Origin of the sequence: Ollibium composti, assembly GCF_004801285.1 — a bacterium.
GTDB lineage: Bacteria > Pseudomonadota > Alphaproteobacteria > Rhizobiales > Rhizobiaceae > Mesorhizobium > Mesorhizobium composti.
Genome location: NZ_SSNY01000002.1, coordinates 259,130 through 277,917, shown reverse-complemented (window position 1 = coordinate 277,917; position 18,788 = coordinate 259,130). Strand labels below are relative to the sequence as shown.

Annotated in this window: 19 protein-coding genes and 1 tRNA gene; 11 read left to right on the top strand and 9 right to left on the bottom strand. The window is 66.9% G+C overall.

Annotated elements, in window-relative coordinates:
• The first annotated feature begins 82 nt into the window (after positions 1–82).
• From E6C48_RS04655 to E6C48_RS04645, 3 genes are all read left to right on the top strand, one after another.
• Entirely contained in the window at positions 83–541 is a 459-nt protein-coding gene (locus E6C48_RS04655) for a phasin (protein ID WP_136354521.1), read from the top strand.
• Between the two features lie 247 nt (positions 542–788).
• Positions 789–865 (top strand) — tRNA-His (locus E6C48_RS04650).
• Positions 866–1,021: 156 nt separating this feature from the next.
• Complete coding sequence (locus tag E6C48_RS04645) at positions 1,022–1,282, top strand: DUF768 domain-containing protein (protein WP_136354519.1); 261 nt, start codon at positions 1,022–1,024, stop codon at positions 1,280–1,282.
• A gap of 54 nt (positions 1,283–1,336) precedes the next feature.
• On the opposite strand, the gene E6C48_RS04640 is transcribed toward E6C48_RS04645, so the two are convergent.
• Both E6C48_RS04640 and xseA read right to left on the bottom strand, forming a co-directional pair.
• On the bottom strand, positions 1,337–2,473 hold the full coding sequence (locus E6C48_RS04640; protein WP_407940947.1) for a DmpA family aminopeptidase: 1,137 nt from the start codon (positions 2,471–2,473) through the stop codon (positions 1,337–1,339).
• Positions 2,474–2,491: 18 nt separating this feature from the next.
• Positions 2,492–4,102 (bottom strand): exodeoxyribonuclease VII large subunit, encoded by a 1,611-nt coding sequence (gene xseA, locus E6C48_RS04635; RefSeq protein WP_136354517.1) that lies wholly within the window; start codon positions 4,100–4,102, stop codon positions 2,492–2,494.
• A 146-nt stretch (positions 4,103–4,248) separates the two neighbouring features.
• Here xseA and E6C48_RS04630 point away from each other — a divergent pair, with 146 nt between their 5' ends.
• On the top strand, positions 4,249–5,196 hold the full coding sequence (locus E6C48_RS04630; protein ID WP_136354515.1) for a DMT family transporter: 948 nt from the start codon (positions 4,249–4,251) through the stop codon (positions 5,194–5,196).
• Positions 5,197–5,214: 18 nt separating this feature from the next.
• On the opposite strand, the gene E6C48_RS04625 is transcribed toward E6C48_RS04630, so the two are convergent.
• Positions 5,215–6,174: a LysR substrate-binding domain-containing protein gene (locus E6C48_RS04625; RefSeq protein ID WP_136354513.1), complete on the bottom strand. Its 960-nt coding sequence runs from the start codon at positions 6,172–6,174 to the stop codon at positions 5,215–5,217.
• Between the two features lie 176 nt (positions 6,175–6,350).
• On the opposite strand from E6C48_RS04625, the gene E6C48_RS04620 reads away from it, so the two are divergent.
• The 3 genes from E6C48_RS04620 to E6C48_RS04610 all read left to right on the top strand — a co-directional run bounded on the left by E6C48_RS04620 (position 6,351) and on the right by E6C48_RS04610 (position 8,326).
• Positions 6,351–6,641, top strand: a complete 291-nt coding sequence (locus E6C48_RS04620) for a DUF1127 domain-containing protein (protein ID WP_136354511.1) — start codon at positions 6,351–6,353, stop codon at positions 6,639–6,641.
• A 139-nt stretch (positions 6,642–6,780) separates the two neighbouring features.
• On the top strand, positions 6,781–7,683 hold the full coding sequence (locus tag E6C48_RS04615) for a class I SAM-dependent methyltransferase (protein ID WP_168734448.1): 903 nt from the start codon (positions 6,781–6,783) through the stop codon (positions 7,681–7,683).
• 28 nt (positions 7,684–7,711) lie between these two features.
• The gene (locus E6C48_RS04610) at positions 7,712–8,326 is read left to right on the top strand and encodes a pseudaminic acid biosynthesis-associated methylase (protein ID WP_136354507.1); all 615 of its coding nucleotides are present in this window, start codon (positions 7,712–7,714) and stop codon (positions 8,324–8,326) included.
• A gap of 16 nt (positions 8,327–8,342) precedes the next feature.
• Here the strand turns inward: E6C48_RS04610 and E6C48_RS04605 are convergent, their stop codons facing one another.
• The 6 genes from E6C48_RS04605 to E6C48_RS04580 all read right to left on the bottom strand — a co-directional run bounded on the left by E6C48_RS04605 (position 8,343) and on the right by E6C48_RS04580 (position 14,668).
• Positions 8,343–9,341, bottom strand: coding sequence for an ABC transporter ATP-binding protein (locus tag E6C48_RS04605; RefSeq protein WP_136354505.1), 999 nt, complete (start codon positions 9,339–9,341; stop codon positions 8,343–8,345).
• An 11-nt stretch (positions 9,342–9,352) separates the two neighbouring features.
• Positions 9,353–10,405 carry a Gfo/Idh/MocA family protein gene (locus E6C48_RS04600; RefSeq protein ID WP_456238541.1) on the bottom strand — a complete coding sequence of 351 codons (1,053 nt, stop codon included), beginning with the start codon at positions 10,403–10,405 and terminating at the stop codon, positions 9,353–9,355.
• Positions 10,406–10,416: 11 nt separating this feature from the next.
• Entirely contained in the window at positions 10,417–11,256 is an 840-nt protein-coding gene (locus E6C48_RS04595) for a carbohydrate ABC transporter permease (protein WP_136354501.1), read from the bottom strand.
• 10 nt (positions 11,257–11,266) lie between these two features.
• Entirely contained in the window at positions 11,267–12,187 is a 921-nt protein-coding gene (locus tag E6C48_RS04590; protein WP_136354499.1) for a carbohydrate ABC transporter permease, read from the bottom strand.
• Between the two features lie 260 nt (positions 12,188–12,447).
• Complete coding sequence (locus tag E6C48_RS04585; RefSeq protein WP_136354497.1) at positions 12,448–13,707, bottom strand: ABC transporter substrate-binding protein; 1,260 nt, start codon at positions 13,705–13,707, stop codon at positions 12,448–12,450.
• Between the two features lie 22 nt (positions 13,708–13,729).
• Positions 13,730–14,668 (bottom strand): N-acetylmuramic acid 6-phosphate etherase, encoded by a 939-nt coding sequence (locus E6C48_RS04580; RefSeq protein ID WP_136354495.1) that lies wholly within the window; start codon positions 14,666–14,668, stop codon positions 13,730–13,732.
• Between the two features lie 203 nt (positions 14,669–14,871).
• Between E6C48_RS04580 and E6C48_RS04575 the strand changes: the two genes are divergently transcribed.
• Genes E6C48_RS04575 through nagA form a run of 4 tightly spaced genes read left to right on the top strand, consistent with a single transcriptional unit; the run spans position 14,872 to position 18,725 of the window.
• On the top strand, positions 14,872–15,744 hold the full coding sequence (locus E6C48_RS04575) for an N-acetylglucosamine kinase (RefSeq protein WP_136354493.1): 873 nt from the start codon (positions 14,872–14,874) through the stop codon (positions 15,742–15,744).
• The gene (locus E6C48_RS04570) at positions 15,741–16,529 is read left to right on the top strand and encodes a GntR family transcriptional regulator (protein ID WP_136354491.1); all 789 of its coding nucleotides are present in this window, start codon (positions 15,741–15,743) and stop codon (positions 16,527–16,529) included. The genes E6C48_RS04575 and E6C48_RS04570 overlap by 4 nt, the downstream gene beginning before the upstream one ends.
• Complete coding sequence (locus E6C48_RS04565) at positions 16,526–17,557, top strand: SIS domain-containing protein (protein WP_136354489.1); 1,032 nt, start codon at positions 16,526–16,528, stop codon at positions 17,555–17,557. Before E6C48_RS04570 ends, E6C48_RS04565 begins: the two co-directional genes overlap by 4 nt.
• Positions 17,558–17,570: 13 nt before the next feature.
• Positions 17,571–18,725, top strand: a complete 1,155-nt coding sequence (gene nagA, locus E6C48_RS04560) for an N-acetylglucosamine-6-phosphate deacetylase (RefSeq protein ID WP_136354487.1) — start codon at positions 17,571–17,573, stop codon at positions 18,723–18,725.
• Positions 18,726–18,788 lie beyond the last annotated feature (63 nt).

Genomic DNA, 18,788 nt, shown 5'->3' with positions numbered 1-18,788 from the left:
AATGCACAATAACAGGTGCTATATAGGCTGCATGAATGAACACGCACGGTTCGGCCGCGAACCGTCACCGAGAGGATTGAAGATGTCCAAGACCAAGACCGCTGAGTTCGCCGAGACCGTCGAGTTCCCGAGCTTCGACGCTTCCAAGGCCACCGAACAGTTCCGCACCTTCGCCGAGAAGGGCGTCGAGCAGTCGAAGGAGGCCTATGCCAAGCTCAAGACCAGCGCCGAGCAGACGCAGAAGACCTTCGAGGCCGGCTACGAGACCGCCAAGGCCGTTTCCAGCGATCTGTCGCTGAAGGCGATCGCCACGCTGCGCGCCAACGCCGAAGCCAACTTCTCGCACCTCGAGGCCCTCGTCGGCGCCAAGTCGCTGTCGGAAGTCGTCGAGCTGCAGACCGCCTTCCTGCGCAAGCGCGTCGAAATGTCCGTCGAGCAGGCCAAGGACTTCCAGGTTGTCGCCACCAAGGCCGCCGAGGACGTCGCCAAGCCGTTCAAGACCGCCTTCGACAAGGCCGTCAGCAACCTCAAGGTTGCCTGAATCGATTGTGAAATAACCGGCAGCGCGGTCCCTCCTCCCTCCGCCTGCCGGTGAAAGACCAGCACCTCCTCCCGCTGGTCCCAGACGGAAAAGGCCGGCCCTCCTCCCGCCGGCCTTTTTCTTTGGATAAGTCGTCACGGCTTTGCGTCGCCGACAGGCTTGAATTAAGTTCCGTTTGCCCGTAAGAGCGCATCGCTGAGCGAAGGAGCATGGCAGACAGGTGGTTGTTCCTTCGGTTTTCAAACGTGCCGTTGTAGCTCAGCTGGTTAGAGCGCCGGATTGTGGATCCGGAGGTCGCTGGTTCGACCCCAGCCAACGGTACCATTCCTCCAGAAGGCGGATTCCTTTGAAACCTGAGGCTTTGCAGCTCCATTCGCGCGATTCGCGCCGTCGGCCCGGATTGTCCGGGGCCGCATCCTTCCGCGGCGCCGGCCGTTAATGTCCACGAATTTCAGTGCAAAGAGCGATGGGGTGTTCACGATGAGCGAACATGCAATCGAATTCCTGCAGGAATGGATCGACGAGAAATGCCAGTGCCCGGCAACGCCGGTCCGCATCGAGGAACACGCCGAGACGCTGGCGCGCGAATGCGCGGCCAAGGCGGCCGAGGTCGGCATCGCGCTTGAAGACATCCAGGAAGAGGTCGGCGACATCCAGGACCTGATCGCCTCGCGCCTGGAAGACGCCGTGGAAGCCGCCAACGACGAACGGGAAGACCCCGGTACGAAGCGGTCGGCCTGAAGCTTTTTTGCAGCCGGACGGAATCGTCCGGCGTCGCGCAAATGCGGCTAGAGTCTATCCCGCATTTCTCCTGCCGAATTTCCGCTTCAGCCATACTTTCGGCAAGGCCGGCACGAAGTTGCCGTCACGCCCCGTCATGTCCTCGTTGGCGATCATGGCGTTCAGGATCGCCTCCTCGGTCGTGCGCACCACCGCATCGAAGAACGGATCGATATCGACGTCGGGGATGAACGCGGCCTCGAGCAGACGCCCCCGCTCGCCGCGAGCGGCTTCGGCGTTGGCGGTCGAAAAGGCGAGGAAAATGTCGCCCGAACTATGATAGCCGAAGCCGCCCGTCGCGGCGACGCCGAGCGGCACGCGCCTTGCCAGCCGCTTCAGCTGATGCGGCAGGAACGGCGCGTCGGTGGCGACGATGCCGATGATCGAGCCTTTTTCCGCGAAAGCCGTGCCTTCCCGCATCGCCGGCTCGGCGAGTTCCTCTCCCACCCGTTCGCCACGGATGGCGAAATTGTGCCGCTTGCCGAAATTGGCCTGCACGAACGTGCCGAGCGTATAGCGCCGGCCGCTCCATTCCACGACGCGGGAAGCCGTGCCGGAACCGGCCTTGAAACCGAAGGCGATCATGCCGGTGCCGCCGCCGACGCTGCCCTCCTCCACCGGCCCTCCGGCAGCGGTGTCGAGCGCGGCAAAGACGTCGCCTGCCCCCACATGATGGCCGTTGATGTCGTTGAGGAAGCCGTCATAGGTTTCGGCGGCGACCGGCAGCCCCCAGGCGCCGTCGAGCGCGGCGGGCGCAATCCGGTGCATCCATGAAAGCGTGGCGTCGCGGGTGACGCCGCAGGAATGGGTGTTGGTTATGGTCACGGGGAAGTCGAACGCGCCCGTTTCCTCGATGATGTGCGACCCGGTCAGTTCGCCGTTGCCGTTCTGGCTGAAGACGCCGGCGAAGACAGGCACGGCGAGATCGGCGCGCGGCCGCGGCAGGATGGCCGTCACGCCGGTGCGAACCGGCCCCTTGCCGACCGCCAGCGCTCCTTCGCCCGAGATCAGCGTGGCGTAGCCCACCGCGACGCCGGGGACGTCGGTGATGGCGTTGAAATGCCCCGGCTCGCCGTCGAAGGCGATGCCGAAGGCACGCGCCCTCGGCTTTCCGCCCGGCGTCATTCGATGGAAATCGTCAGCCACGGCCATCCCTTACGTTTCCGGATTTCAGAACAGCGATCCCTGGCCGCCACCGTCCTTCGGCTTCGCCGGCTGTCTTGGCGCCAGCTTAGGTGCAGGGAGCGCCGGCTTCGGTGCGGAGGGAGTAGATGGAGCCGGGGTTCCCTCGCCGGCCACGGCATGCGCGCTGCCGTCGGCGAATCGCAGTTCCAGCCCCATGCCGTGCCGGACATCCGCGGCGCGCCGGACCAGCGCGCCCGAATCATCCAGCACCAGCGCATAGCCGCGCTCGAGGATCGCCTGTTCGGAAAGTTTCAGCGTCGAGAGCAGCCGGTCGGCCTGGGTGAGCGCTGCGCGCAGCCTTTCCAATCGGGCCGCGATCGCCCTCTCCTGCCGCTGGCCGGCGGTCGCCACGCGCTCGCGCGCCTTCAGCGTCGCCCGCTGCAACGGCAGCACGGTGAGGCGGGCCCTGACGCCGCCAAGGTGGCGGCGGTTCAGCGCCAGCGAGGCGCGCAACGCCGCCTGCGCTCGCGACAGGTCGCGGTCGGCAAGCCTGCGCCATTCGCCGATGCGGCGCGACAGCGTGGCGGGCGACAGCCTTGCCGCCGCGAATCGCGCCCGCTTGCGCTCGACGCCGACGGACAGGCCGCGCTCCAGCCGCCCCGTCGCCTCGTCGAAGCGCCGGCGGGGCACGGCCAGCAGCTGGTCCGGCTGCGGCAGCGCACGCATGGCGGCCCGCGCCGCCTGCCGCTTGCGGTCGATAGCGCGCGACATGCAGGCGCGCAGCCGCGCCGACAGGTTGCCCAGCGTCGCCTCAAGGTCGGCCTTCACCGGCACGGCGATCTCGGCCGCGCCCGTCGGCGTCGGTGCGCGCACGTCGGCGGCGAGGTCGATCAGCGTCCAGTCCGTCTCGTGGCCGACCGCCGAGATCACCGGGATGTCGGAGGCGGCTACGGCGCGCGCCAGCGCCTCGTCGTTGAAGCCCCACAGGTCCTCCAGGCTGCCGCCGCCGCGCGCCACGATCAGCACGTCGGGGCGCGGGATTGGCCCGTCCCATGGCAGCGCGTTGAAGCCGTGGACGGCCGCCGCCACCTCGGCACCCGCCGTCTCGCCCTGCACCCTGACCGGCCAGACGACGACATGCAGCGGGAAGCGGTCGCGGATGCGGTGCAGGATATCGCGGATGACGGCGCCGGTCGGCGAGGTGACGACGCCGATGACGCGCGGCATATAGGGCAGAAGCTGTTTTCGCGCCGGGTCGAACAGGCCTTCGGCGGCGAGCCGCCTTTTGCGCTCCTCCAGCAGCGCCATCAGCGCGCCCGCGCCGGCCGGCTCGAGGTTGTCGATGACGATCTGGTAGTTGGATTTGCCCGGATAGGTGGTGAGCTTGCCGGTGGCGATCACCTCCATGCCTTCCTCGGGGCGGAATTTCAGCCGCGAGAAGGTGCCCTTCCACACCACGGCATCGAGCCGGGCGCGGTCGTCCTTCAGCGCGAAATAGGCGTGGCCGGAGGAATGCGGGCCGCGATAGCCGGAAATCTCGCCGCGCACGCGGACATGGCCGAACTGGTCCTCGACCGTGCGCTTCAGCGCGCCGGAAATCTCGCTCACCGTGTATTCGGCGGCGTTGGTGCGTGATTCGATATCGATTTCGCTCATGCCGCCATAGGGACGCGGCCGGCCGCGCGGGTCAAGGGCTGGTTCCCACCGGCCCCACCCATCGCTTCGTTCAATCCTTCGATGAAAAGAATGCAATGGACGGCGGGCCGGCGCGTCCCTACCTGTCTCGCGCCAGGAGGAACCGCATGACCGTCCAATCGCAGACACTGCCCGAGGCCGCCGCATCGCAGCCGGCAGCGCGCGACCGGGCTTTCGAGCCGCGCGACTACGGGCTCTACGCGCTGACGGTGATTGCCTGGAGCCTGTCGTGGTTCGCCATCCGGTTGCAGGTCGGCACGGTGCCGAACGAGGTCAACCTGGTCTGGCGCTTCGGCATCGCCACCGCGCTGATGTTCGTGTGGGTGGTCGCATCGGGACGGCGCATCCGCTTTCCCCTGCGCGAGCATGTGCGGTTCGCGGGCCTCGGCGTGCTGATGTTCTCAACCAACTTCCTGCTTTTCTACTATGCCGCCGGCTATCTGGTCAGCGGCCTTTTGTCGGTGGTGTTCTCGCTCGCCTCCGTCGTCAACATCCTGCTTGCCGCCGTCGTCCTGCACGAGACGCCGTCGCCGCGCGTGCTGGCCGGCGGGCTGATCGGCTTTTTCGGCATCGCGCTGATGTTCTCGCCGGAGATCGCCGCGCACGGCCTGTCGGGCGCCACCGTGATCGGGCTGGCGCTGTGCGTGGCGGGAACGCTCTGCTTCTGCCTCGGCAACCAGATTTCCGCCGCCGGCCTGCGCCGGGGCGTGCCGCTCATTCCGATGACCGCCTGGGGCATGGTCTACGGCACGCTGTTCTCGGCGCTGCTGGCCCTTTTCCTCGGCAGGCCGTTCATCGTCGAGCCGACGATTTCCTATCTCGGCTCGCTGCTGTTCCTGGCGGTTATCTCGACGGTGATCGCCTTTTCCGCCTACCTGACGCTGCTGTCGCGCATCGGCCCGGCGCGCGCAGGCTATGCGACGGTGCTGTTCCCGATCTTCGCGCTGCTGGTCTCGACGGTCATGGAAGGCTACCAGTGGACCGCCTACGCCTTCGCCGGGCTCGTCTTCGTGGCGGCCGGCAACGTGCTCGTCATCCGCGCCGGCAAGCGATAGGTCAAGAAACCATAGGTCTTACCAGCCCGGCGCGATCGGGTTCGGCTTGGTGCGCTTCATCCGGGCAAAGGCGAGCGCCGCGAAATCGAAGCTGCCGGCCGCCTCCTCGACCATCGGCACCGAAATATTGTCGAGGCTTTCGGAAATGTGGCGGGCGAGCGCCTCGACGATCTCCGGCCGGCTGGTCTGGCCACGCATGATGCCGATGCGGCAATCGGGCAGCGCGCCGAAGCCGTCGGCCTCGCCTAGCACCCGCATGCCGGGCCTGAGCGCGCATTCCGGCAGCACCGAAATCGCCAGCCCCGACAGCACGGCAGCGGCGATGACGGTGGCCGAAAACGACGTGAACAGGACGCGGTAGTCGCGTCCCATCTCGTCCAGCACGTCGCAGGCGGCGCGCCGCCAGATGCAGTTCGGGCGGCCGAAGGCCATCGGCAGGATTTCCTGCTCGTGCGTGGCGTGGTTGGCCGACGTGACCCACAAAAGTGGCTCGCGCCGCACCACTTCCGACTGGCCGCGCGCGTCGTTGTGGGTGACCAGCGCGAGATCCAGATTGCCGCGCTTGATGTGCTCGACAAGGCCCGGCGTCGGCTCGCACACCACGGTCAGTTCGACATGCGGGTTGGAGCGGGCGAAGCGGGCCATGATCTCGGGCAGGAAGCGGTCGGCATAGTCGTCCGGCGTGCCGATGCGGATGGTGCCCTCAAGCCGCTTGTCGTCGAAGGCGGCCAGCGTTTCGCGGTTGAGATGGATCATGCGGCGCGCATAGGAGAGCAGCCGGTCGCCCTCCTCGGTCAGCTTGTTCATGCGGCCGTCCTTCTCGAACAGCGGCTTGCCTATGCGTTCCTCCAGCCGGCGCATCTGCATGGAAACGGCCGACTGGGTGCGATGCACCTCCTCGGCCGCGCGGGTGAAGGAGCCGGTGTCGGCGATGGCGATGAAGGTCTGCAACTGGTCGAGGTCGAGCGGCGCTTGCATCGGGCTTATCCATCATGACGATTGATGTTTAAGATTAAAAACATTCGTTGGATTTATCAATCATGCAATGGCATTTTGCCATTGTCCACATGAAGGCATGTGAATCGCGACCCGCGGCCGCCTCCTCCCGGTGGCCGCGTGCGGTCGCGCGTGCACGAACGGTCAAGGAGCCCGTCATGTCCGCCACCCATCTTGCCGCCGAATCCTCCCGCGTCGCCCCGCGCCCGGCCGTGCAGGCCGGTGTTCTCGGCACGTTGTCGACCGTGTTCCGCATCTGGAAAAACCGCCGCGCCTTCCACCGGCTCGGCGAGATGTCCGACGCCGAGCTTGCCGATATCGGCCTGACCCGTTCCGACCTCTCCGTCGCCACCGATGCGCCGCTCGGCGCCGACCCGACGGTACGGCTGCGGCTGCTCGCCGAAGAACGCGTCGAGACGATCGAGGACGCCGCCCGCCGGGCCGCCTAAAGGGCACGCCCGCGCCTCATGCCGTCGAGCCGACCTCAAGCGCAGTGCCGGCGTCAGGCTGGCGCAGGATTCAACCGGTATCCATGACGAATCGAAGGCGCAACGACCCTTGGCGGCCGTTGCGGACTGGAGGTTTGGCATGGACATCCGGCGCGCGAAAGAGGTCTACGAGAGCGGCGGCAACGTCACCGACTATCTCAGGCAGGCGCGCGGCCAATCCCGGAACGACGCCGAGATCATCGAGATCGCCTACGACCTGCAGGCCGGGTCGTATTCCAGCGCGGCGCTGAAGAACGCCGACCGCCTGGAATCATACGCCGACCAGGTCGCCGCGATCCTCTCGCCCTGCCTGCGCGACGGCGACGTCTTTCTCGATATCGGAACGGGCGAATGCACCACGCTGGCGCATCTCGAACGGCGGCTTTCCTCCTCGCTCGGCCGCATGCTCGCCTGCGACATCAGCTGGTCGAGGCTCTGCTACGGGCGGGCATTCCTCGACCATGCCGGGTGCCGTCCGGTCGACCTTTTCGCGGCCGATCTCCTGCACCTGCCGCTGCAGGCGAAGAGCGTCGACATCGTCTGGTCGTCGCATGCGCTCGAACCCAACGCCGGCAACGAACTGGCGGCGATCGAGGAGATCCTGCGGGTCTGCCGGTCCTGCGCGGTGCTGTTCGAGCCGTCCTATGAGAAGAACTCGCCGGACGGCCGTGCCCGCATGGACCGCCTGGGCTATGTGAAGGACCTTCCGGGCGCCATCGCCGCCGCCGGCGGCGACCTGCTCGCCTGCATCCCCATCCGGGAACCGCAGAACCCGTTGAACCCCACCCATGCCTATGTGATCCGGCCGCCGGCAAGCGACAGCGCGAACACGGCCGCATGGGCCTGTCCCGTCGCCAACGACCGCCTGGGCGAAATCGACGGGTTCCTCTACTCGCACGAATCCGGCCTGGCCTATCCCGTCCTCAAAGGCGTGCCGATCCTGCGCAAGAGCGCCGGCGTCCTGGCAACCGTCCTCGACGCGAACACGACCATACCCGCATGAACCCGGAATCGCGGAAGGCGCCAAAAGGATGAACTTCAAGACCGAACAGGAAAGCTTCTGGGCCGGCACCTTCGGCAAGGACTACATCAAGCGCAACAATTCCGAACAGCTTCTGTCCTCCAAGGTCGCGCTATGGGCGCGCATGCTGCGCGGCGCTCATGGCGTCGGCTCCATCCGGGAGTTCGGCTGCAACATCGGACTGAACCTGCTCGCCCTCAAGCGGCTGAGGCCCGACCTTGCCCTGAGCGGTATCGAGATCAACAGGGCGGCGGCGGACGAGGCGGCGGCGCTCGGCGTCGCCGAGATCAGGAACGGCACGATCCTCGATCCGGTCGCCGACAGCCCGGTCGACCTCACCTTCACCTCGGGCGTGCTCATCCACATCAACCCCGAGTTCCTCGAAGCCGTCTACGACAACCTCGTCAGCAACAGCAGGCACTATGTCCTGGTGGCCGAATACTACAACCCGGTTCCGACGTCCGTGCCCTATCGCGGCCATGCCGACAGGCTGTTCAAGCGGGACTTCGCGGGCGACCTGATCGACGGGTACGGGCTGAAGCTGCTCGACTACGGTTTCGTCTACAAGCGCGACAGCTGGTGCCCGCAGGACGACGTGACCTGGTTCCTGATGGAAAAGGGATGAGCGCCGGCAATAGCCGCTACTTCACCGCCCGGCCGTCGGCGTCGAAGCGGTAGAGGCGGCCCGGCTGCGGCGTGGCGTGGAGCGTCATGCCGGGTTCGGCGGCGTATTCGCCGAACAGCCGGACCGTCAGCATCCCGGTCTTCTCGCAGTCGAGGAACAGGTTGGTGTCGGCGCCGAGATGCTCGGCATGGACGACCGTACCCTTCCAGTCGCCCTTGGCCGGGTCGACGGTGATGTGCTCGGGCCGCACGCCGACCGTTTTGACGCTTTCGCCGAGCCGGCCGCCGTCGATGAAGTTCATCTTCGGCGAGCCGATGAAGCCGGCGACAAATTCGTTGGCGGGCGCATTGTAAAGCTCCATCGGCGCGCCGACCTGCTCGACGCGGCCGGCGTTCAGCACGACGATCTTGTCGGCCAGGGTCATCGCTTCCACCTGGTCGTGGGTGACGTAGATCATGGTCGCCTTGAGACGGCGGTGGAGCTGGGCGATCTCGAGGCGGGTGTTGACGCGAAGTGCTGCGTCGAGGTTCGACAGCGGCTCGTCGAACAGGAAAAGCTTCGGCTCGCGCACCACCGCGCGGCCGATGGCGACGCGCTGGCGCTGGCCGCCGGACAGCTCCGCCGGGCGGCGCTTGAGGTAGGGTTCCAGCCCGAGCATGGCGGAAGCAGCACCGATGCGCTTGTCGATCTCGGCGATCGGCTCGCCGGCCTGCTTCAGGCCGAGCGCCATGTTGTCGCGCACGGTGAGATGCGGATAGAGCGCATAAGTCTGGAACACCATGGCGATGCCGCGTTTGGCCGGCGGGGTGGCCGAAACGTCGTCGCCGTCGATCAGCACCCGGCCGGAAGTCGCGTCCTCGAGGCCGGCGATGACGCGCAGCAGCGTGGACTTGCCGCAGCCGGACGGACCGACGAAGACGACGAACTCGCCGTCCTCGACCGCCAGGTCGATGCCTTTCAAGACGTCGACGTTGCCGAAGGACTTCTTAACCTGCTCGATTTTCAGAGAACCCACGGCTATTCCCCCTAGAGTTTGACGGTCTTGCCGGTGCGCACGCTCTCGTCCGCCGCGAGGCAGACGGCGAGCGATTTCACCGCATCGTCCATGTGGCGGGTCAGGTCGATATCCTCGCGGATCGCCTTGAGCAGGAAGGCCTGCTCGGCGTCGCACAATTCCTGGTGACCGGGCTCGCCTTCCATCGACAGAAGCTCGTCCGGCTTCGTGAAGCGCCCGTCCGGGCCGGTGGCAGCCGAATGCAGGCGGATGGTCGAGGTTTTCGTGTGGGTGTCGATGTCGTCGGACTTGACGCCCTCGGCCATGACAATGGAGACGCAGCCCTTCGGCGACATGACGTCCTTCACGAAGAAGGCCGTCTCGGAGATCATCGGCCCCCAGCCCGCCTCGTACCAGCCGACCGAGCCGTCGTCGAACAGCACCTGCAGGTGGCCGTAATTGTACATGTCCGGCGCGATCTCGTCGGAGAGCCTGACGCCCATGCCGCGCACCTCGACCGGCTTCGCGTCGGTGATCTGCAGCATGACGTCGAGATAGTGCACGCCGCAGTCGACGATGGGCGAGGTGGTCTGCATCAATTGCCTGTGCGTCTCCCACGTCTTGCCGGAAGACTGCTGGTTGAGGTTCATGCGGAAGACATAGGGGCCGCCGAGTTTGCGCGCCTCGGCGATCAGTCGCATCCAGGACGGATGGTGGCGCAGTATGTAGCCGACGACCAGCTTCCTGCCGTTGGCCTTGGCCGCATCGACGACGCGGCGCGCATCGGCCACGGTCGTCGCCAGCGGCTTTTCCACGAAGACGTGGCAGCCGGCTTCGAGGGCCGCCACCGCATAGTCGGCGTGGCTGTCGGAATAGGTGGCGATGGCCGCCACGTCCGGCTTCTCGTCGCGCAGGGCGTCGGTGAAGGAACGGCGAATCTCGTGGCCGGCCAAGCCGCCGGGCAGCGGCACGTCGGAGCGGTTGACGAGGGCGGCGATCTCGAAGCCGGGATTCTCGAAATAGGCCAGCGCATGGCTGCGGCCCATATTGCCGAGGCCGGCGACGACGACGCGCAGCGGTTTCAACGGTTGACTCATTACTTGACTGCTCCGGAAGTGATGCCGCGGATCAGTTGCCGCGAGAAGGCGATGTAGAGGATGAGCACCGGCAGGATCGCCAGCGACAGCGCGGCCAGCACGGCGTTCCAGTTGGTGACGTACTGGCCGAGGAAGAGCTGGGCGCCGAGCGTCACCGTCTTGGTGGACTCCGACGGCGCGAGGATCAGCGGGAACCACAGGTCGTTCCAGATCGGGATCATGGTGAAGACCGCGACGGTCGCCATGGCGGGCCTGACCAGCGGCAGCACGAGGCGGAAGAAGATCGTATATTCCGACAGGCCGTCGATGCGGCCGGCGTTCTTCAGGTCGTCGGAGACGCCCTTCATGAACTCCGACAGGATGAAGATGGCGAGCGGCAGGCCTTGCGCGGTGTAGACGAGGACGAGGGCAGTCAGCGTGTTGACCAGCCCGCTCGCCACCATCAGCTGCAGGATGGCTACGGTCGCCAGCCGGATCGGGATCATGATGCCGAGCGCCAGATAGAGCCCCATCAGCGTATTGCCACGGAAGCGGTATTCCGACAGCGCGAAGGCCGCCATGGCGCCGAACAGAAGCACGAAGAACAGCGACACGACGGTGACGACGAAGCTGTTCTGGAAATAGAGCAGGAAGTCGCCCTGCTTCATCACCGTGACGTAGCCGATAAGGTCGAAGGTCGAGGCGGTCGGCGGCATCAGCGGCTCGCGGAAGATCGCCTGCCGCGACTTGAAGGAATTGACGATGACGATGAGGACCGGGAACAGGGCGATGATCGTGTAGAGGATCAGGATGCCATGGGCGGCGATGCTGCGGGCCGGGGAAGCGGTTGCCTTGCTCATGATCGCCTCCTCAGAACTGATAGCGACGCAGGCGCGTCTGCACGAGGAACAGGTAGAAGCAGACGCCGACCAGGATGATGAGGAACATCATGGTGGCGATCGCGGCACCCATGTTGGGATCGCCGACCTGGAGCTGGAAGCCGAAGAAGGCGCGGTAGAGGAAGGTGCCGAGGATGTCGGTCGAATAGTTCGGCCCGGCGAGCGCCCCTTGCGCGGTGTAGATCAGGTCGAAGGCGTTGAAGTTGCCGACGAAGGTGAGGATCGAGATGATGCCGATCGCCGGCAGGATGAGTGGTAGCTTGATCTTCCAGAACTGCGCCATGCCGGTGACGCCGTCGCATTCGGCCGCCTCGATCACCTCGTCGGGGATCGACAGGAGGGCCGCGTAGATCAGCATCATCGGGATGCCGACGAACTGCCACACCGAAACGAGGCTGAGCGCGATCAGCGCGCTGCTTTCCTTGCCGAGCCACGGGCTGAACAGGAATTTCAGGCCGACGAGGTCGAGCAGGTTGGGCGCCACGCCCCACAGCGGCGACAGGATCAGCTTCCAGGCGAAGCCGACGATGACGAAGGACAGCACCGTCGGCACGAAGATCGCGGTACGATAGAAAGCCGAGAAGCGCAGCTTCGGCGACGACAGCAGGGCCGCCAGCATGACGCCGATCGGGTTCTGCACCAGCATGTGGATGACGAAGAACCAGACGTTGTTCCTCAGCGCGTTCCAGAAGCCGGTCGACCAGTTGGGATCGCCGAACAGGGTGCGGAAATTGTCGAGGCCGACGAAGGTCTGCACATTCTCCACCGCCTTGAACAGCGCAAGCTGGAGCGTGCCGACCAGCGGCAGGATCATGATGGCGGTGTAGATCAGCACCGCCGGCGCCAGGAAAACGCCGATGTGCCAGCGGATCGCTCTTTTCGGTGCGGTCATCGGACTTGATCCATCCCCTCTCAGGACCCGATTGCGGACAGTATAGCTTTCGTAGTCACTTTGGCGACTGTTTCCCAAGGCAGGGCAAGTCCTTCGCGCTCCTCATTCCGAGGGACGCAGGCAAGCCTGACATTGCGGGGTTTCGAGCGCGGGATGGAAGGCCGCGCCAGCGCGTGTCGCTTCCATCCCGGCTTGGTTTTCGACCGGCGCTCCGGCGCCGGAACGGCCCCCTCCCTTCCGAGAGAGGGCCAGGCCGTGCCTTACTTCGCCGGCTTGTACCAGCTGTCGAGGCCCTTCTGCAGCTTCTCGGCCGCCTGCTGGGGCGTCTCGGTGCCGTTGATGACGTTGGCCGATTCCACCCACGTCTCGTTTTCCAGGTTCGGCGTGCCGCGCGACAGGATCTGGTAGGTCGAGCGGATGGTCGATTTGCACTTGCCGCGCCAGGAGACGAATTCCTGCGCCAGCGGGTCCTTCATTTCCACCGGCTTGGAATTCAGGCTGAAGAAGCCCGGCAGCGCGTTGGCGTAGATTTCCGCGAACTCCGGCGAGGCCACCCAGGTCAGGAAGGTCTTGGCCGCGTCGGCGTTCTTGGAAGCGGCGTTGAGGCCGATGCCGATGTCGTTGTGGTCGGAGATGTAGCAGGTGTCACCGGCCTTGCCGACCGGCGGCGGGAAGGCGCCCATCTTGAACTGCGCCTGCGCGTTGAACACCGAGATCTCCCACGAGCCGGCCGGGTAGATGGCGGCGCGGCCGAGCGTGAACAGGTTCTGGCTGTCGGGATAGGTCTGCGCCTCGAAGCCGTCGCCCAGATAGGGCTTCCACTTGGCCAGTTCCTCGAACGGCGCCACCCAGTCCGGATCGGTCAGCTTCTGCTCGCCCTTGATAAGGGCGACACGGCCTTCCTCGCCCTTCCAGTAGTTCGGGCCGATGTTCTGGTAGCCCATGGTCGCGGCTTCCCACAGATCCTTCGTGCCCATGGCCATCGGGATGTAGGTGCCGTCGGCCTTGATCTTGTCGAGGGCGGCGAAGAACTCGTCGCGGGTCTCGGGAACCTTGATGCCGAGCTGGTCGAAGGCGTCCTTGTTGTAGATGAAGCCGTGCAGCACCGAAGCCATCGGCACGCAGAAGGTGGCCTTGCCGTCGTCGGTGGTCCAGGCCGCCTTGGCGGTGTCGGAGAAGTTCTCCATGCCCGACAGCGTGGTCAAGTCGGCCAGGTTGCCCTTGTTGTAGAGCTCCAGCGACTTGTCGAACGGACGGCAGGTGATGAGGTCGCCCGCCGAACCGGCCTGCAGCTTGGCGCCGAGGGCCGCGTCGTATTCGGTCGGCGCCGAGGGCGCGAAGGTGATCTTGATGCCGGGGTTCTTCGCCTCGAAGGCCGGGATCAGCTTTTCCTGCCAGATCGACAGGTCGTCGTTGCGCCAGCTTTCGATGGTCAGCGTCGCATCGGCGGCGAGCGCGATGCCAGCGGTGCCGAGCAGGCTCACGCCGCCGAGCAGGGCCGTCAGAAGTCTCTTTGTCATGTTCACTCTCCCAGTTGACCTGTCAGGTTCGGTTTTGACGAGACGGAAGGCGGTCGCCCTTCCGTTCCCCTCGGATTTCGGAAAGGGCGGGCCTGAGCTTTTGTCCGCTTCTCTCCAGCATCGTGCGCGCAGCGCCGGCGTCCTTGGCGCCGGCGGCGAGCAGAATGGCCGTCTTGACCGCGCCGCCGCTTTCCTCGAGCCGGCGCTCGGCCTCGTCGGGCGCGATGCCGGCGACGGCGGCGACGATGCGGGCCGCGCGTCCGCGCAGCTTGGCGTTGTCGGCGAAAAGGTTGACCATGTAGCCGTCGTGGACGTGGCCGAGATGCACGGCCGCCAGCGTCGACAGCATGTTGAGGGCGATCTTCTGCGCGGTGCCGGCGCCCATGCGAGTCGAACCGGCGATCACTTCCGGCGGCGTCTCGAGAAGGATGGCGGCGTCCGCCCTTTCGAGCAAAGGCGCGCCGCGATTGTTGGCGATGGCGATGGTGGCGGCACCCCGCCGTTTCGCCTCGTCCAGCGCGCCGAGCGCATAGGGGGTCGAGCCGCTGGCCGACAGCGAGATCACGCAGTCGCCGGCACCGACGCCGGCCTGCGCGACCGCGTCCGCGGCGGCGCCGGCATCGTCTTCCGGCGCGCCGGCGAGGTCGCGCAGCGCCTCTTCGCCGCCGGCGATCAGGATGAGAATGCGCTCGCGCTCGATGCCGTAGGTGCCCGGCAATTCCAGCGCGTCGGCCAGCGCCATCAGGCCCGAGCTGCCGGCGGCGGCATAGACCAGCCGGCCGCCGGCCCTGAGGCTTCCGGCAACGAGCAGGGCGGCTTCGGCAATGGCGGGGACGGCGGCGCGAACAGCCTGGGCGGCCTCGATCTGGCCTTCGGCGAGCGACGACAGGATTTCCTGCGGAGAGCGGGTGTCCAGCCCCTCCGCATTGCGGTGCAACGCTTCCGTGCGCGTTTGCGCCATGCCCTTGATCCTCCCGATGGGCTGACAATACCAAAAAAATACCACTTGTCCAGATGCATTAACGAATTTGTCGCCGGAGGTCCGATAAATGCGAACATCTGGTTGATTTTGCTTCAAATTGCGCAGTTCATCCCGTGGCGCACAAATTAACTCTTGGCTATTGGTATTTTATTGGTATTATCACCGAGGAGGAGGATCCAATCGTGCGTTTCGTGCTCGGCATCGATGGCGGCGGCACCAGTTGCAAGGCCGCGCTGGCGACAGCGGACGGCGCCGTGATCGGCCGCGCCAGGAGCGGCGCCGCCAATATCCGCACCGACCTCACCGGCGCCCGCACCCATATCGTCGACGCCGCCAGGCAGGCCTTCCTCGCCGCCGGGCAGGACCCCGATCTCATCCCCGAAACGCCGGCCGTTCTCGGCCTCGCCGGCGCCAATGTCGGCACCTACCGCCAGCAGTTGCAGGCCATCCTGCCGTTCGCCGCGAGCCGGGTCGAGACCGACGCCGAGATCGCGCTGGAAGGCGCCGTCGGCGCCGGCGACGGCGCCATGGCCATCGTCGGCACCGGCACCGCCTACATGGCGCGCAAGGACGGCAAATCGCGCGCCATCGGCGGCTGGGGCTTCCAGATCGGCGACCAGGGCAGCGGCGCGCGCATCGGCCGCGACCTCCTGGAACAGACGCTGCTCGCCCATGACGGCATCCGCCCGGCCTCACCGCTGACCGACGAGATGCTCGCCGTCTTCCGCAACAATCCCGAGGACGTGGTCGAATTCACCACTAACGCCAAGCCGGGCGATTTCGGCGGCTTCGCGCCCAAGGTGTTCGAACACGCGGCGAAAGGCGACGCGGTCGCGCAATGGATCGTCGACAAGGCGGTCGACGACGTCGAGGCGGCGCTCGGAGCGCTGGAGCTGAGACCGGGCGATCCGCTTTGCCTGCTGGGCGGGCTCGCCGGGCTCTATGCGTCGCGCCTCACCGAACGCTACCGGGCGCAATTGAGACAACCGCTGGACGACGCGCTGGGCGGTGCCGTCAGCATGGCGGCGCGGCTGTTTTCGGAGCAGGGCCGATGAGCGAGGCCGCCGACGAGATTTTCGCCACGCTCCGGCAATCCGGCCAGAGCGGCGCGCCGCTCTACCTGCAACTGCGCCGAAGCATCGAGGACGCCGTCAGGCGCGGCCTCATCGGCCCCGGCGACGCGCTGCCTTCTGAGCGCGACATCGCCACCAAGGCCGAAATCTCGCGCGTCACCGTGCGCAAGGCGGTGCAGGATCTGGTCAAGGGTGGCATCCTGGTGCAGCGCCACGGCTCCGGCACCTTCGTCGCCCCGCGCATGGAGCGCGTCGAGCAGTCGCTGTCGAGGCTAACCTCCTTCACTGAGGATATGGCGCGGCGCGGCATGGCGGTGCGCTCGCAATGGCTGGACCGCGGCCTCTACGCCCCCTCGCCCGACGAGATGATGGTGCTCGGCCTCGCCGCCAGCGAACTGGTGGCGCGGGTGGCGCGCCTGCGCATCGCCGACGACACGCCGCTCGCCATCGAGCGCGCCTCGCTGTCGGCGCGCGTGCTGCCCGATCCGGCCGGGATAGGCTCCTCGCTCTATGCCGCGCTGGAGGCGACGGGCAACCGCCCCGTACGCGCCGTGCAGCGCATCTCGGCCGCCAATCTCGGCGAGGGCGACGCGCGCCTGCTCGACGTGGCGCCGGGCGCGGCGGGCTTGCGCATCGAGCGCATATCCTATCTGGCCAGCGGCAAGGTGATCGAATTCACCCGCTCGGTCTATCGTGGCGACGCCTATGACTTCGTCGCCGAACTCAGGCTTGGCATCACCGCCGACGAAACAGGGAGAGGCGCATGAGCGACCACAAGACCCATATGCGGCGCGAAGTCGAGGAAATCCCCGAAGCCGCCGCGCGGCTGCTCGACGGCTCGGGCGCCGCGCTCGAGGCCGCCGGCCGCGACATCGCCAGGCGCGACCCGCATTTCCTCGTGACGGTGGCGCGCGGCTCCTCCGACCATGTCGCCGCCTTCATGAAATACGCCGTGGAACTGACCGCCGGCCTCGCCGTCGCCTCGGTCGGCCCTTCGGTCGCCTCGATCTACGGCGCGAAACTCAGGCTCGCCGGCTCCGCCTGCCTGGCCGTCTCGCAATCCGGCAAGAGCCCCGACATCGTGGCGATGGCCGAAAGCGCGAAAGCAAGCGGCGCGCTCACCATCGCGCTCACCAACACCGCCGGCTCTCCGCTGGCCACCGCCAGCGACCACGCCATCGACATCCTTGCCGGCCCGGAACGGAGCGTCGCGGCGACCAAGACCTTCGTCAACTCGGCCGTCGCCGCCCTTGCTCTGATGGCGCACGCGACCGGCAATACCGGCCTGCTCAATGCGCTGAAGGCGCTGCCCGGCCAACTGGAACAGGCCATCGGTTGCGACTGGATGCCACTCGCCCCCGCGCTCGAAGGCGACAGTTCGCTGTTCGTGCTCGGCCGCGGCCCGTCCGCCGCGATCGCCGCCGAGGCGGCGCTGAAGTTCAAGGAAACCTGCGCCATGCACGCCGAGGCCTACAGCGCGGCTGAGGTAATGCACGGCCCGCTGGCGCTGGTCGGCCCCGGCTTCCCGGTGCTGACGCTGGCGGCGCGCGACGCCTCGGAGCCGTCGCTGGCCGAGGCCGCCGACGCGCTCGCCGCCAAGGGCGCGGACGTCTTTGTCACCTCGGCGCTGGCGAAGGCCGCAAACCAGCTGCCCCATGTCGCGACCGGCCATCCGCTGACCGACCCGCTGCCGCTGATCGTCTCCTTCTACGCCTTCGTCGAGGCCTTCGCGCGCCATCGCGGGCTCGACCCCGACACGCCGCGCAACCTGCGCAAGGTGACGGAAACGCTGTGACGAGGGCCGCGACGTGACCGAATCCTTCGCCCTCACCGCCAGGCGCATCTTCGACGGCGACGGCTGGCACGAGGATGCCGCGCTCGTCGTCCGCGACGGGCTGGTCGAGGCCATCCTGCCGACGGACGCCTTGCCGAAGGCCATGAAGCGCATCGACACCGGCGGCCTGCTGGCGCCCGGCTTCGTCGACCTTCAGGTCAACGGCGGCGGCGGCGTCATGCTGAACGACCATCCCGACGTGGCCTCGATCCGCACCATCTGCTCGGCACACGCGCCGTTCGGCACCACCGCACTGTTGCCGACGCTGATCACCGACACGCCCGAAATCACCGCCGCCGCGATCACCGCCGGCGAACAAGCGGCGCGGGAGGCCGTGCCCGGCTTCCTCGGCCTGCACCTGGAAGGCCCGCATCTGTCGCTAGCCCGCAAGGGCGCGCATGACCCGAAGCTGATCCGGCCGATGACGGAGGCCGACCAGGCGGCGCTGATCGCGGCACGCAGGCACCTGCCGGTGCTGTTGACGACGGTGGCGCCGGAATCGGTCGACCCGCAGCAGGTGGCGGCCCTCGCGCAGGCCGGCATCGTTGTCAGCCTCGGGCACACCGACACGAATTTCGCCGCCGCGCAGACCTATGCGCAAGCCGGCACCTCGGTGGTCACGCATCTGTTCAACGCGATGAGCCAGATCGGCAACCGCGAACCGGGGCTGGCGGGCGCTGCGCTCGACACGCAAGGCCTGTCGGCCGGCCTGATCGCCGACGGCATCCATGTCGATCCGGCGACCATTGGCATCGCCGTGCGGTCCAAACGGGGGCCGGGAAAGATATTCCTCGTCACCGACGCCATGGCGACCATCGGCACCGACATGGCGTCCTTCACCCTCAACGGCCGCACCATCTTCCGCAAGGACGGATCGCTCAGGCTGGCGGACGGAACGCTCGCCGGCGCCGACCTCGACATGATCTCGGCGGTGCGCTTCATGCATCGCACCATCGGCATCGAGCTTGCCGAGGCGCTGCGCATGGCCTCGCTCTATCCGGCCGAGGCGGTCGGCCAGGCGCACCGGCTCGGCCGCTTCGCCAAGGGCACGGCGGCGGACATCGTGGCGCTGTCGGACACGCTCGACGTCAAGGGCGTGTGGATCGGCGGTGAGCGGGTGGCCGGATAACCTCTTTTCCTTCTCCCCGTTCAGGGGAAGGTCCGCAGGACGGCCCGAAGTGCCGGATGAGGG

What these genes read in the sequence shown, in the direction of transcription:
- E6C48_RS04580 (WP_136354495.1), bottom strand. Translation starts at nt 14,668, where the DNA reads ATGGCGCAAACGCGCACGGAAGCGTTGCACCGCAATGCGGAGGGGCTG.
- E6C48_RS04630 (WP_136354515.1), top strand. Translation starts at nt 4,249, where the DNA reads ATGACCGTCCAATCGCAGACACTGCCCGAGGCCGCCGCATCGCAGCCG.
- E6C48_RS04625 (WP_136354513.1), bottom strand. Translation starts at nt 6,174, where the DNA reads ATGCAAGCGCCGCTCGACCTCGACCAGTTGCAGACCTTCATCGCCATC.
- E6C48_RS04590 (WP_136354499.1), bottom strand. Translation starts at nt 12,187, where the DNA reads ATGACCGCACCGAAAAGAGCGATCCGCTGGCACATCGGCGTTTTCCTG.
- E6C48_RS04610 (WP_136354507.1), top strand. Translation starts at nt 7,712, where the DNA reads ATGAACTTCAAGACCGAACAGGAAAGCTTCTGGGCCGGCACCTTCGGC.
- xseA (WP_136354517.1), bottom strand. Translation starts at nt 4,102, where the DNA reads ATGAGCGAAATCGATATCGAATCACGCACCAACGCCGCCGAATACACG.
- E6C48_RS04595 (WP_136354501.1), bottom strand. Translation starts at nt 11,256, where the DNA reads ATGAGCAAGGCAACCGCTTCCCCGGCCCGCAGCATCGCCGCCCATGGC.
- E6C48_RS04570 (WP_136354491.1), top strand. Translation starts at nt 15,741, where the DNA reads ATGAGCGAGGCCGCCGACGAGATTTTCGCCACGCTCCGGCAATCCGGC.
- E6C48_RS04645 (WP_136354519.1), top strand. Translation starts at nt 1,022, where the DNA reads ATGAGCGAACATGCAATCGAATTCCTGCAGGAATGGATCGACGAGAAA.
- E6C48_RS04655 (WP_136354521.1), top strand. Translation starts at nt 83, where the DNA reads ATGTCCAAGACCAAGACCGCTGAGTTCGCCGAGACCGTCGAGTTCCCG.
- E6C48_RS04565 (WP_136354489.1), top strand. Translation starts at nt 16,526, where the DNA reads ATGAGCGACCACAAGACCCATATGCGGCGCGAAGTCGAGGAAATCCCC.
- E6C48_RS04640 (WP_407940947.1), bottom strand. Translation starts at nt 2,473, where the DNA reads ATGGCCGTGGCTGACGATTTCCATCGAATGACGCCGGGCGGAAAGCCG.
- E6C48_RS04585 (WP_136354497.1), bottom strand. Translation starts at nt 13,707, where the DNA reads ATGACAAAGAGACTTCTGACGGCCCTGCTCGGCGGCGTGAGCCTGCTC.
- E6C48_RS04620 (WP_136354511.1), top strand. Translation starts at nt 6,351, where the DNA reads ATGTCCGCCACCCATCTTGCCGCCGAATCCTCCCGCGTCGCCCCGCGC.
- E6C48_RS04615 (WP_168734448.1), top strand. Translation starts at nt 6,781, where the DNA reads ATGGACATCCGGCGCGCGAAAGAGGTCTACGAGAGCGGCGGCAACGTC.